Annotated in this window: 12 protein-coding genes; 5 read left to right on the forward strand and 7 right to left on the reverse strand. The window is 34.1% G+C overall.

Annotation, left to right across the window (positions count from 1 at the left end; genetic code table 11):
• The first annotated feature begins 352 nt into the window (after positions 1-352).
• The gene (locus tag F4V44_RS13200; RefSeq protein ID WP_150440489.1) at positions 353-2308 is read left to right on the forward strand and encodes an LTA synthase family protein; all 1956 of its coding nucleotides are present in this window, start codon (positions 353-355) and stop codon (positions 2306-2308) included.
• Positions 2309-2418: 110 nt separating this feature from the next.
• On the opposite strand, the gene F4V44_RS13205 is transcribed toward F4V44_RS13200, so the two are convergent.
• Complete coding sequence (locus F4V44_RS13205; protein ID WP_150440490.1) at positions 2419-2919, reverse strand: MerR family transcriptional regulator; 501 nt, start codon at positions 2917-2919, stop codon at positions 2419-2421.
• A 242-nt stretch (positions 2920-3161) separates the two neighbouring features.
• Between F4V44_RS13205 and F4V44_RS13210 the strand changes: the two genes are divergently transcribed.
• Positions 3162-3968, forward strand: a complete 807-nt coding sequence (locus F4V44_RS13210; RefSeq protein ID WP_223881887.1) for an SIR2 family protein — start codon at positions 3162-3164, stop codon at positions 3966-3968.
• Positions 3969-3993: 25 nt separating this feature from the next.
• Here F4V44_RS13210 and F4V44_RS13215 read toward each other — a convergent pair whose 3' ends face one another.
• Positions 3994-4353, reverse strand: a complete 360-nt coding sequence (locus tag F4V44_RS13215) for a gamma carbonic anhydrase family protein (RefSeq protein ID WP_223881892.1) — start codon at positions 4351-4353, stop codon at positions 3994-3996.
• Between the two features lie 279 nt (positions 4354-4632).
• Positions 4633-4938, reverse strand: a complete 306-nt coding sequence (locus tag F4V44_RS13220) for a phasin family protein (RefSeq protein ID WP_150440492.1) — start codon at positions 4936-4938, stop codon at positions 4633-4635.
• A 376-nt stretch (positions 4939-5314) separates the two neighbouring features.
• Between F4V44_RS13220 and F4V44_RS13225 the strand changes: the two genes are divergently transcribed.
• On the forward strand, positions 5315-6241 hold the full coding sequence (locus tag F4V44_RS13225) for a ketopantoate reductase family protein (RefSeq protein WP_150440493.1): 927 nt from the start codon (positions 5315-5317) through the stop codon (positions 6239-6241).
• A gap of 100 nt (positions 6242-6341) precedes the next feature.
• Here the strand turns inward: F4V44_RS13225 and F4V44_RS13230 are convergent, their stop codons facing one another.
• Entirely contained in the window at positions 6342-6752 is a 411-nt protein-coding gene (locus F4V44_RS13230; RefSeq protein ID WP_150440494.1) for a hypothetical protein, read from the reverse strand.
• Positions 6753-7031: 279 nt separating this feature from the next.
• On the opposite strand from F4V44_RS13230, the gene F4V44_RS13235 reads away from it, so the two are divergent.
• A complete protein-coding gene (locus tag F4V44_RS13235) occupies positions 7032-7637 on the forward strand; it encodes a TVP38/TMEM64 family protein (RefSeq protein ID WP_191090672.1) in 606 nt (201 codons plus the stop codon).
• 127 nt (positions 7638-7764) lie between these two features.
• Here F4V44_RS13235 and F4V44_RS13240 read toward each other — a convergent pair whose 3' ends face one another.
• Both F4V44_RS13240 and F4V44_RS13245 read right to left on the reverse strand, forming a co-directional pair.
• On the reverse strand, positions 7765-8901 hold the full coding sequence (locus tag F4V44_RS13240; RefSeq protein ID WP_223881888.1) for a CAP domain-containing protein: 1137 nt from the start codon (positions 8899-8901) through the stop codon (positions 7765-7767).
• A 187-nt stretch (positions 8902-9088) separates the two neighbouring features.
• Positions 9089-9892 (reverse strand): hypothetical protein, encoded by an 804-nt coding sequence (locus tag F4V44_RS13245; protein ID WP_150440496.1) that lies wholly within the window; start codon positions 9890-9892, stop codon positions 9089-9091.
• Between the two features lie 183 nt (positions 9893-10075).
• Here F4V44_RS13245 and pepF point away from each other — a divergent pair, with 183 nt between their 5' ends.
• Positions 10076-11866, forward strand: a complete 1791-nt coding sequence (pepF, locus tag F4V44_RS13250; protein ID WP_150440497.1) for an oligoendopeptidase F — start codon at positions 10076-10078, stop codon at positions 11864-11866.
• Positions 11867-11907: 41 nt separating this feature from the next.
• Here pepF and F4V44_RS13255 read toward each other — a convergent pair whose 3' ends face one another.
• A complete protein-coding gene (locus F4V44_RS13255) occupies positions 11908-12789 on the reverse strand; it encodes a LysR family transcriptional regulator (RefSeq protein ID WP_150440498.1) in 882 nt (293 codons plus the stop codon).
• Positions 12790-13111 lie beyond the last annotated feature (322 nt).

The raw sequence follows: 13111 nt of genomic DNA on the forward strand, positions 1-13111 counted from the left end.
GGTCTTAAAAATGATATTTTTTGATAAAGTTTTTATTAGAGGCATTGCAAATAAAACACCCCTATTACAATGAAAACAAACCGATTAAATAATTGCTGCAATCTTCCAGATAATCAGTCAAATTATAAAAGGCAGGCGATGGTGATAGGAGAAAGTATACTTGACATTTTTGTATCTTAAAGTATAAAATGATAATCATTCTGCTCCAAACGTTGAGCTATGCCTTTAATACGAATATAAGCAGTTCTTAATTTTTTATGAAAAGAAATAATAGATTATTAGATTTAATTATTTTTTAACTAAAATATCCGAAATTCATGTATAATAGTTTGTTAGAAAGTAGGTGTAACAAATGAATAAAGGATTCCTGAAGGGGACAAGTATTCTCGATAAATATATCGGTTTTTTCTTTTTGACCGTATTGTTCCTATGGATCAAAACATACCTTATTCAATTAACACAATTTAATTTAGGAATTGAAAATGGGATTCAAGAATTTTTGTTATTCTTAAATCCATTAGGCTCAGCGTTATTACTCTTAAGTTTTGCATCTCTTTTTAAAGGTCGTAAAAAGTATATTTGGTTACTGATTATCCATTTTTTAATGACATTTCTAATGTACGCCAATGTCCTGTATTACCGATTCTTTAATGACTTTATTACGTTACCAACCATTTTTCAGACACAAAACTTTGGTGATGTAAGTAGCAGTGTATCTTCATTATTACGACCGTATGATATCTTGTTCTTTGTAGATAACATTTTGTTATTAGGATTACTTGTTTTTAAAATGGCCAAGATAGAAATGAAAAATATAAGCAGAAGGAAAGTAGCAGCGTTAGTTTCTCTTGCTTTAGGGATTTCATGCTTAAACTTAGCATTAGCTGAAGCTGATCGTCCTCAGCTATTAACGAGAGGCTTTGACCGAAATTATATTGTTAAGTACTTAGGTACTTACAATTATACAGTTTATGATGCTGTTCAAAGTACTAAAGCATCTGCACAGCGCGTTACAGCAGACTCTAGCGATATTACAGAAGTCATTAACTTTACACAATCTAATTATGCTGAGCCAAATCCGGCAACCTTTGGTATCGGTAAAGGCATGAATGTGATTTTCTTCCACCTTGAATCGATTCAAAGCTTTTTAATTGATTACCAGCTGCACGGGGAAGAGGTAACACCATTTTTAAACTCTTTAACAAGAGAACCAAATACGATGTATTTCAATAATTTCTTCCATCAAACAGCACAAGGAAAAACAGCTGACGCGGAGTTTATTCTTGAGAATTCATTATATGGTTTACCACAAGGCTCTGCCTTTACAACAAAGGGGTTAAACACCTATCAAGCTGCTCCGGCTATCTTAGGTCAGCAAGGTTATACATCTGCTGTATTCCATCCAAATTCCGGAACATTCTGGAATCGTAACGAAATTTATAAATCATTTGGATACACGAAGTTTTTCGATTCAAATTACTATGAAATGAAGGAAGAGGATTTGGCTGATTATGGATTAATGGATAAGCCATTTTTTGCAGAATCTATTCCGCTTTTAGATACATTACCACAGCCATTCATGGCGAAGTTTATTACTGTATCAAATCATTATCCATATCCGATTGATGAAGAAGATGCAACAATTGCACCGCATACAACAGGTGATAAATCGGTTGATACGTATTTCCAGACAGCACGTTATGCTGATGAAGCTTTACAAGAATTCTTTACGTATTTGAAAGAAACTGGTTTATATGATAACTCCATTATTATTATGTATGGTGACCATTATGGTATCTCGAAAAATCATAATAAAGCAATGACACAGGTGTTAAATAAAGAAGAAATCACTCCTTTTGATAATGCTGGATTACAACGTGTACCATTGTTTATCCGTGTACCTGGCATGCAGGGGGGCATTAACCATGAATATAGTGGGCAAATTGATATTCTTCCAACACTTCTTCACTTACTTGGAATGGATTCAAAGGAATATGTTCACCTTGGTACGGACCTATTATCTGAAGGTCATGATGAACTAATTCCATTTAGAAATGGAGAGTTTGTCAGTCCGACAATTACATCTGTTGAAGGAAAATTTTATGATTCTACAACAGGTATTGAATTAGATGAAAGTCGAATAGAAGAGGCTAAACAACAGCAGGAGATTGTTCGTCATAAATTAGCGTTATCAGACAAAGTTGTAAATGGTGATTTATTGCGATTCTATACGCCTGAGTCCTTCACTCCAATTGACCGTTCTAAATACGATTATACAAAACAAGATGATGAATCTAATGAAAAATAAGTAAAGATATTATTAATAAGAAAAAAGAGACTGCTGAAAAGGCAGTCTCTTTTATTCATAATCAACCTTTTAATTGAAAAAAATCAGCACATATAAATGGTGCTGATTTTTTAATTTCCAAAAATGAATTTGAAAAAGCTTTTCTTTTTACGTGACTTTGCTCCAACACTTTCACTGCTCGCAGCAATTTCTGTTTTTTCTTTTAATAAGATTTCCAGCTGTTTGACCCGTTCCGTTAATAAGGAGATTTGTTCTTGTAACTCTTCCATTTCACGGCGATGCTGTAATATTTGATAAGATACGACTGCATCGGCCTTCTGATTTAGACTTATCTCCAAGCTTTTCACTTTATGAGTCAATTCATCTATAGTTTCATCTGCTTGTGTTTCTTTCACAATTCCCGTACGTTTTGGGAGATGAATCGAAATATCCTGTAATAGCACACCTTCATGCAGCTGCTGTTTAACTTGTTTTAATAGTTCGATATCATTTTCGGAAAATACAAAATGACCTAACTCATTTCTTTCCATCTCTAAATTTAATTGTTTCACCCATCTTTGTACGGTACTTGTCGAGATCCCTAGCAATTTAGCAACTGCTTTTGTATTCAATTTATATCCCTCCTTATATCTAATATTTCTTCTTTCTTTGGTACATTCCTTCATGGTTGACAAAACAAGAAGCAATTCGTCATTAAAAATGCTCATTCTAGTTGTTGTCGAATGAAGAACAAGCCTTAAAGCACAGGTTGATTTTACCCGGTGATTCATTGAAAAAGTTCTTTCAAGAAAATAAGTATCATAGGATGTATAAATAGTAATAAAAAATTCCCGCAATGTTAGGGAGGGATCCTGTGATAAAGGAGTTGGCCAGTGCCATAAAAAATAAAGACGTTATCCTATTTGTCGGATCTGGTGTTCCCAAAAATCTAGGATTACCTGTGTATTCCGAATTGATCAATCAAATGGCCGAAAATTTAGGCTTCGATCCAGCACAATTCAACTCTTGGGGAAATGGTGATTTTTTAATCATGGCTGAATATTATTATAATCAAAAGGGCACACTAGGTGCCTTAAGAAGCTGGATGGACCGGTTATGGCATCATTCAAATATTGATATAGGTAAATCGGAAATATATAAACTAATCATTGAATTAGATTTCCCTGTTATTTATACAACGAATTTTGATCGCTGGCTGGAAAATGCCTATGATTATTATCAAAAAGCATATATTAAAATTACGAATGTAGCTGATATCGCCAGAATAAAAAAGAATAAAACCCAGATTATTAAATTTCATGGTGACTTTGATGATGATTCATCACTTGTTTTAACAGAATCAAGCTTTTTTAAGCGGCTTGATTTTGAATCACCATTAGATATAAAATTGCGCTCCGATTCTCTTGAAAAATCCATCTTATTTATTGGATATAGTTTGTCGGATATTAATATTCGCTATATGTTATACAAACTGCATAAGCAATGGAAAGAATCTAATTATGAACATATACGACCTAAATCTTATATTCTATTAGTTGAACCAAATCCTATCAAAGAAAGTATATTAAAGGAAAGGGGAATTATTCCCATTGTATCAGCAAATGAAGAACCCGGAACGGCCTTAATGAACTTTCTAAAAAACATTAAAGATAGCATATAGCCGGCTGAATGTAACAATTTAAAGCTTATCCTTCTGTGAGAGTGTTCTTAAATTGATTACCTTTTTGAACATACGATGCGATTGACAAGTGAATTAACTCCAAGTCCTTTTCATTTAACTCACAGACAACTTTTCCAGGTAAGCCTGGAACCAGTGGTCGGGGAGGAATCTTTTTCCCAGATGGAATAAGTGTGTTCGCACCGATAATACATTCTTCTCCGATTTGTGCACCATCCGAAATGCTTGAGCCCCTACCAATCATTGTACGTTTTTTCACAATATAAGCATGAAGAATAACATTATATCCCACGGTAAACACATCTTCTATCATAGTTACATCACCAATTAGATGAGCGCCAGGTGCAATAAATACATCTTCATGAATGACTAGTGACTATTGATTAAAAGGAATAAACAAATAAAGACCTCCTATAGGCATTGTTTATTCTCAACTTTAATATGTACGCTTCATCGAATGGCAAGGGATATTTATTTATTCTCCGTATGAATTCAATACATTACTTTCATCATACCATATAGAAAATATAAAATGGGAGTATAAACTGAGAAATGAACCTATTCTAAATCTCTTTCATAAGGATTTATACCTACAATCAAAAAAATCCCCCCTAAGCGACACCTTAGGGGGGATTTCAACTATCTGTTAGTTTTCATCCTTGTTAACATCTTTATTTTCAAGTGCTTGAATTCTACGCTCTAGTTCAAGGAACTCTTCTTTTGTGACAAGATTTAAATTCGTTATAGCTTGATTCACTCTTGTCTTCACGATATCATCTAATTCCTGTTTGGCTTGTTCACCTTTTTCAACCCACTGCTGGATAAGATCTTTTGATTCGTTTCTGCTCACTTCACCTCTTTGCACAAGAGTGTCAACCATTTTTTCAATTTGTTCTTTTGTTACAACTGCAGCACCTAAACCGAGTGTGAAAACTTGTTTAAAAAGATCCATTTGCTAATTCCTCCAGTTGTTTAATAAACATGTTATGGATACTAATGTTCAATAAAGGACAGATTCATAACATTTTCCCTTATTGCCTGAGCACCACAAACTTCATACTCTTATCATACACTATTTGTCAAAAGGTGCGTAATATAAATGCAGGAAGAATAGCCATGTTCTTATTGGCCCTACGATTATTAGACACATACCTTTCATAATTCTCTAAACCTTTTATAAAGGTCCGTAATTGGAATTTCATGTTTATAATCTTATTGGAGATAAAATAGAGGATAAGGCATTATTAATGAAAATACCGCTCTTTTGCTAATGTTTATAATTTGTTATTCTTATAATAAGAAATACTCATAGAGCGAGGGGAACACTGTTGAAAGAAATTAAAAAAGTAACATTAGTCGGCCTAGGAGCTATTGGAACAGCTTATGGAAGTTTGCTGCATGATAGTTTAAATGAATCGTTTCAAGTGGTTGCCAGTGAAGAACGGATTAAACGATACGAAACAAAGGGAATCCTTATTAACAATGAGCCGTACCATTTTAACTACATAACACCTGAAGCAAAAACTGGGCCGGCAGATCTTGTTATTTTTGCCGTAAAAAATGACGAGCTGCCACAAGCCATTAAAGATGTTAGACATCACATAGGATCAGATACGATTATTCTCTCACTTCTGAATGGCATTTCGAGTGAAGAAGAAATCTATGCCGCCTATAGAAATGAACATATTCTATACAGTATGAGTGTTGAAATAGATGCCGTTCGAACAAATAATGAAGTCCATTTCACCACTCGCGGCCGAATTGAATATGGAGAACTGGACAATACTTTATCCAATGATGTTCTCGCAGTTAAAAAATTATTTGAAAAAGTCGGGATTGATTATGAAATTTCCAGCAATATTACGCATACAATGTGGTGGAAGTTTATGATTAATGTCGGTATCAACCAAACATCCGCTGTGTTAAAAGCACCTTATGGAATTTTTCAAACCATGCCCATTGCATATGAATGGGTTGAATCTGCTATGCGTGAAGTCGTTGCTTTATCAGAAAAGATTGGAACAGGATTAACTGAGCAGGATATAAAGAAATTCTGGCCAATTATTAATAAACTTTCCCCAAAAGGGAAAACATCCATGTTACAAGACGTTGAAGCAGGACGAAAAACCGAAGTAGAATATTTTGCCGGAAAAGTATGTGAGTTAGGGGAGAAATATAAGGTTCCGACACCTATTAACGAACAGCTTTATAGAATGATTACCATCATTGAAGAAATGACAAAAATAAATAAGTAATGGACAACAAAACCCACCACATTTACTTTTGCTGGTGGGTGTTTTTTCATAGGTCACGAAATCGTTGTTGAATGGAAAGTGATGCTTTAACTTTGGAGAATTAAGTGGTTTCTACAAGATTATAGGAAGAGTGTTCTTCATCCCATTGAAAAATACCCTCTTGCAATCGAATCACCGTATCGAAAGGCCGTGGAATCATGCCGCTTTCTTCCTGTGATACTTGCAGGGGCTGTTCTTCATACTGCTTCTTCAATTGAAGCAAATCAATTTTAGATGCAACCCGAACAATCATTTCAAGAGTTATTTCGTTTTCAGCTACTCCAAAATATTTACAAATTGAAGTTTGGAAGCTCTTGTTATATTGGATCATCATTGGTAAATCATGAATACTGGCAACACCAAAAACATCCTTAATGATATCCTCATATCGTAATTGACTGCCTGTTGCAAAAGTAATCTGATCCGTTTCCGGATTGGCTAAATAATAAATGGTTTCAATATCATAATTCAACGAGAACATCCTTTCTGACACTTCATATAATGTCATTTTTTATAACATTATTTAATTATATCATAATTTTATCGAAAATTGTCGTCGTTTTTTGTCGAAATTTCACAGAACTATAAATGCATGAGTATTTAGATTAAATAAAGAAATACCGCACAATGAGTATTACGTTTATAATAAAGTTAAGTTTAAAATCAACTCCAAATGAAATAGGTGATACAAATTAAAAATTGGATAAAATCACTTACGTTCCTTCTCATTATTTCTATAATGATTTATGCCATGTTTCATGCAGAATGGTTTCAAGTCATTAAAAGCGGCAACATAGGAAAAATCATTCATGAAAATCTATGGATAACTTTACTCATCACATTGCTAATCATGATTATTCAAAACACCTTCACTATTATTCCCTTAATTCTCGTTATTACAATCAATTATACATTGTTTGGATTTATTAATGGATTTCTTTGGAGCTGGCTGACAAGTATCATAGCCGCAGCACTTATGTTTTACGGAAGCAGATATCTGTTTCAAGACTGGGTTCTGCCGAGGATTAACAAAGATTTCGTTGAAAAAATAGAAAGGAATGGATTCTTATTTATCTTTCAAGCCAGAATCATGCCGTTTATTCCTACAAGCCTGATTAATATATTGGGCGGGATTAGCTCTATTCAATTCAATAGCTTTATTACAGCAACCATATTTGGAAACTTTCTCTACTTTTTTGTCCTCATCTTAATTCCTGCAGGCTTAATGAATTCACAAATGAAAGACTTTTTTATCGAAGCATTCGTTCTTATGGCAATCATCATGTTTCTCCTATATAAATGGAAAAAGAAGAAGAGAGGAGAAAGGACCATTTCAGATCATTCAAAAGGGGTGTAGAATAAAAAGTGAAAGAGGCTTTCCCTCAATAAACAAAGAGGGAAGGATCCACAATACAGTAATCCAGTAAATCTTTGTGTCATACTATACTGGAAGTTCTATATACTGTGGATGCGCCGCTTCTTTCTTAATTAGCCAAAAAGTTTTCTGTATAATACGGTCTTGAATCAGAGTCAAAAGCAACGCCAACTCCTAGTGCTTCAAAATCTGGTTGAAGGATATTTTCTCGATGCCCCAGTGAGTTCATTAATCCTTCATGGGCAAAAATACTGCTTAACTGTCCGGCAGCAAGGTTTTCGCCTGCTGCACGAAATGAAATGTTATCCTCTTTCATGCGATCGAAAGGAGACTGCCCTTCCAGATTGGTATGATTAAAATACTGATTTTGTGCCATATCCATGCTATGGTCACGTGCTGTTTCTTTAACCGCCTCATTCCATGATAAAAAAGGTAAACCATGAACAACTCTTGCAGCATTCGTTAAGTCAAATAGTTGATATTCAAATCCTTCTTTTAGCTCGTGACTCTCTGCTGAATAAAAAGCGGTCTTTTGCTGCTCCAAATCAGCGCTTATAATCTGAACCGCTGTAACCGAGTCCTCTTCATGTTTATCATAAAAAACGGTCACAAAGCTATCATCTAAGTCAAATAAATGATATTCATTGTTATGATCAAGTTGATAAGAAATATGACCCTTTTGAATTTTCGTGCTCGGCTCACCAAGCATATTCAAAACTTCGTCCATATGTGAACCTATTTTGATTCCTTGTTTCGAGCTCAGCAAGTCTTGATTTGTGTACAATCCGGTCACCTTATCATCTTCATCGAAGGACGCCATGAAGAAATTTTGATAGTTTTCGTGGTACGCGAACCACTTGACACCATATTCGTTATAGGAAGAACGCTTTGCAGCACCTGCGAGACTTTCAACCTCTGTTCTCGAATCACCAAGTTCTATATTATAAATGGAGAAAGAATTCGATATAGGTTCCTCTAATTTAGGCTTCGCGATTTTTGTTTCCTGCTGTTGATCCCTTTGAATGGAGTTTAAAGCCTGATCAATTTCATTTAACAAAGTATCAAAACCGATTTCTAATGTATTTATTCCATTCGTTACATCTGGATGTTCCTTCAATGAATCCAGTTTCGATTTAATATTTTCATAAACGGTCTGTCCACCTATCCCTTGTTGATCCTTTACAAAAAGAAACCAAATACTTGTGAGCAGTAACATTATGGTGAAAAGTCTAAAAATGACTCTCAATCTATTTCCCCCTTTCGTCTTTAACAGTTTATTTCAAATGACTATTAAAATAATAGCCAATATAAGCATGAATAACACTTAAGATGAACTTAAAAAACACATGCAACCGAGAACAGCATGTGTTTTTACTACTATACAATAAATAAAAATGAACTTCTAAACCATACTGAAATAGAATAGACCTCTTTCAGCTTTTTTGTATTTTGGATGGATTATTAATTTTATATGGTACTGGAACATCTACAATAAACTCTTCTTCTACATCTTTTCCCTTCGGTAATTTCTTTTTTACAATCTTACCGTCGAATTCAAGATTTTCTCCGGGAGTAAGCTCAAACTTCTTTAATGTTTTAGAATGAGAGCACCAAGCAAGACCTACTTCAATTGGGCTTTCTTCGTGAATGATAACATCTTCTAGAACTACAACTTCATCATTATCTTCATTAAAATTATTCCAGCTTAAAGCCAATTGCTTTACTTTTGCTGTAAAATGTACTTTATCAGTCGGCAGTTCTAGCTTTACCGTCTTTACTTTTGATTCAGATTTCTTTTCTGACTTTTTGTTTACTGGTTTTTTCTGCTGTATCTCTCCGTCTTGCTTGTTAATTATTGTAGGTTCCGCTTCTTTTGTTTTTATAGGTACTGCTTGATTCTTATCTTTTTCTAATTCCGTAACATTTGCCTTTTCAAAGCTTGGGGATTGCATTTCCTTTAAATAGGCAGGGTGTATACAGGTCAAATTTCCATCCTGAAACTCAAGGACAATCGTATTAAATTCACCTGTTACTCCATAAACCTCATAGCCTTTTATCGTAACGAGCCTTTGATAAGTTCGCTGTTTATACCAAAACGTATCCTTCGTCGTTGAAAGACCCCATTCTTTTAGCTTTTCTATGTAATGTTCATCATTTTCAAATGTTACAAAATCTCCTTTTGGAGGAAAATATGTTGTATTGTTTGAATCTTCAATTTGAGGCAGCGTAACGGCCATTTTATCCACATCCTTTCTAAACCATTGTACACTAAATAACCGCATAGGAAGAAGAGGGAGAAATTCAAGTATTTTTGTTTCTTCATTGTAATTGTTAAAGGTTTTAGAGGAGGAAAGTGAGAATATATTAAGTATAATGATTTATGAGAGAACGTCATTATATAAAATAAGGAGGATGTATAGTTGACTACATATAAAACAAGGCAGGAAGTACCTGAGCAGGAAAAATGGAATTTAAACGATTTATACTCAGATGTTGGGCTTTGGGAGAAAGATTATCGGCATATTGAAGAAATGGCCGAAAAGTTAAAAACATTTGATGGACAAATTCACAATGGTCACTCTCTTTATCAATACTTAAAGCAAAGCGAGGAACTTTCCTATGTCTTTAATAAACTCTATGCTTACCCGATGTTAAAGGTAGATGAAGATACACGGGAAACCACTTCTCAATCATTGTTGGACAAAGCTAAACAATTAAGTGTGAAAGTAAGCTCATCCACATCGTTCTTTATGCCATTTTTATTGAGCTTGGAAGAGGAAACCTTAAAATCTTATATTAATGAAGAAAAAGGATTAGATTACTTTGCAGAAGATTTAATGGAATCCTTTCGGTATAAGCTTCATGTGTTAAGTAAAGACCAGGAGAAAATACTTTCTCAATTAGGTGAAGCATTATCCGTTCCAAGCCATACTTTTGGAATGATTAACAATGCTGATATTAAATTTGGGAAAGTTACAGGTGATAACGGCGAACCGATTGAGCTTACAAGAGGAATGTATACAAAATTAATTGAGGATGAGAATCGAGAGAAACGAAAGGAAGCCTACTTTGCTTATTACAAGCCCTACCTTCAATTAAAAAATTCAATTGCTGCAACACTTTCTGGTGCCATTAAAAATAACGTGACCATGGCAAAAGTACGCCATTATCCATCAGCATTAGAAAAAGGTCTATTTGGAGACCGTGTTCCAAAAGAGGTCTATGAGAACCTAATCTCAACGACGAAAAAAAATATTACTCCGCTTCATCGTTATACAAAGATTCGGAAGGAAAAATTAAAATTGGATGAACTTCATCAATATGATATGAGTGTCCCATTAATTAGTGGAGTAAAGCCTGTCATTTCATATGAGGAAGCCTATGAAACGATGTTAAAAGCCTTATCACCGCTTGGTAAGGATTATATTCAAATGCTCAGGGAATTTAGAGATGCTCGATATATCGATGTTCGGGAAACCCCTGGAAAAAGGTCCGGTGCCTATAATTTAGGTATTTATGGGGTACATCCATTCATTCTTTTAAATCATCAGGATGACTTGGACAGTTTATTTACGTTAGTCCATGAATGCGGACATGGTGTACACAGTATGCTAAGTTCCAAATATCAGCCGCAAATTTCAGCTAAATATAGTATTTTTGTCGCTGAGGTGGCATCGACAGTAAATGAAGTTCTATTAATAAACTACCTATTAAAAAATGAACAGGATTCGAATGTCCGAAAACATTTGTTAAACCATTTTATTGATCAATATAAAGGTACGTTCTTTACTCAAGTAATGTTTGCTGAATTTGAGAAAAAGACGCATGAAATGGCAGAAGCGGGAATACCGCTGAATGTGGATATTTTTAATCAGACTTATGAAACCTTATTTAGAGAGTACAATGGGGATACAATCGTTTTTGATGAACAGGTAAAATACGGATGGTCAAGAATCCCTCATTTTTATCGTCCTTTTTACGTTTATAAATATGCGACTGGATACGCCTCTGCTATCCATCTAGCTACAAGGATTTTTGAAGGAGATGAGAAAACAATCCAATCTTATCTAGAATTTTTGAAGAGCGGATGTTCAGACTATCCGCTTGAGTTGTTAAAAAAGACAGGCGTTGATTTAACTACATCTGAGCCAATTGAAAATGCCTTAAAAAGGTTTGAAGAGCTGGTTGATGAATTTTCAAAAATATTATAGAAGAGAAAAGGTGTCAGACTGCTGTCTGACACCTTTATTGGTTAATGCTTATTATTCTTATGATTAATAATGGAATTAATAATCTTTTCAATGAACTCATCAATAATTAAATTTTTTCGATATTGTATATAGATTTTATTTGGAATATGCTGAAATTCCTTTATTTCCTTAACCACTAACCGTTCACGGTCATTTTGGTCAATCCCGATTAATGGTGTAATCCCAATTCCAATCCCGCTCGCTATGACTTTTTTCAGCATTTCATTATTTCCAACCTCAATATGCTTGATATTCGGGATGCCGACTAATCTCTGATCAACACTTGAGATTAGAGGAGCATTTCTTCGGTACCAAATGATAGTTTCATCATGTAAATCATCCATTTTCAAATCTTCTATTGAAGCGAGATGATGATGTTTGCCGCAAATAAGGACCAGTTTGTCATCAAATAGATACTCTGTAATGAGGTTCGGATTATACGCAACATCATTTCTAGTAAGGACCAAATCTAATTCACCCGCAATAATCTGCTCATTTAATTTCCTAGAATCCTCACCTTCAATAACCGTAATATTCAAATCATCTATCGAAATGATTGATGTTATCAGTTCGGTAATAAAAGAGTAGGAAAATCCTGGAGGAAAGCCGACTTTTAAATTGGGGTAGTTAGAAGATAAAGTTTCTTCTTTTGAATATTTAACATATGAAAGGATTGTCGTAGCATATTTAAGAAAAACCTTTCCTTCCCTCGTCAGTGTTACGTTTTTACCTGATCGCTCAAATAATTTACACGAAAGCTCGCTTTCTAGGTTTTTCATGCGTGCCGTTACAGTAGGCTGGGTTACATTTAGATGTTCAGCCGCTTTTGAATAATTATTATACTCATAAATGGCTAGAAATGTTTCAAGTTGACTTGTATCCACGAGTATACCTCCTATAATAATGAAACCATTTATATACTTTCCAAATGTCGTCAGTAATTACACAATAACATGGTAATACACTTCAATTTATATAGGTACTATCACATTTTGTCGATTTATAATACTTTCCTAAAAAAATTTTTATTAACACTTAGAAAAAATTTATACCTATTAAAATAGTAATAAAAAAAAGATATTTTGTCTACTAACACGAGTATTTAAACAACATGACGATAGTATAAACTGAATTTAACTGGCTAGACAGGGGTTTGAACCATCTATATAATCTAAAATATAAAACATATAAAGCTATTTAGGAATA

Source organism: Niallia endozanthoxylica (genome assembly GCF_008710145.1).
Lineage (GTDB): Bacteria > Bacillota > Bacilli > Bacillales > Cytobacillaceae > Bacillus_BD > Bacillus_BD endozanthoxylica.

Bases quoted from the DNA above. Each gene is read 5' to 3' on its own strand.
- F4V44_RS13200 (WP_150440489.1), top strand. From the start codon at position 353: ATGAATAAAGGATTCCTGAAGGGGACAAGTATTCTCGATAAATATATC.
- F4V44_RS13220 (WP_150440492.1), bottom strand. From the start codon at position 4,938: ATGGATCTTTTTAAACAAGTTTTCACACTCGGTTTAGGTGCTGCAGTT.
- F4V44_RS13235 (WP_191090672.1), top strand. From the start codon at position 7,032: ATGTTTCATGCAGAATGGTTTCAAGTCATTAAAAGCGGCAACATAGGA.
- F4V44_RS13245 (WP_150440496.1), bottom strand. From the start codon at position 9,892: ATGGCCGTTACGCTGCCTCAAATTGAAGATTCAAACAATACAACATAT.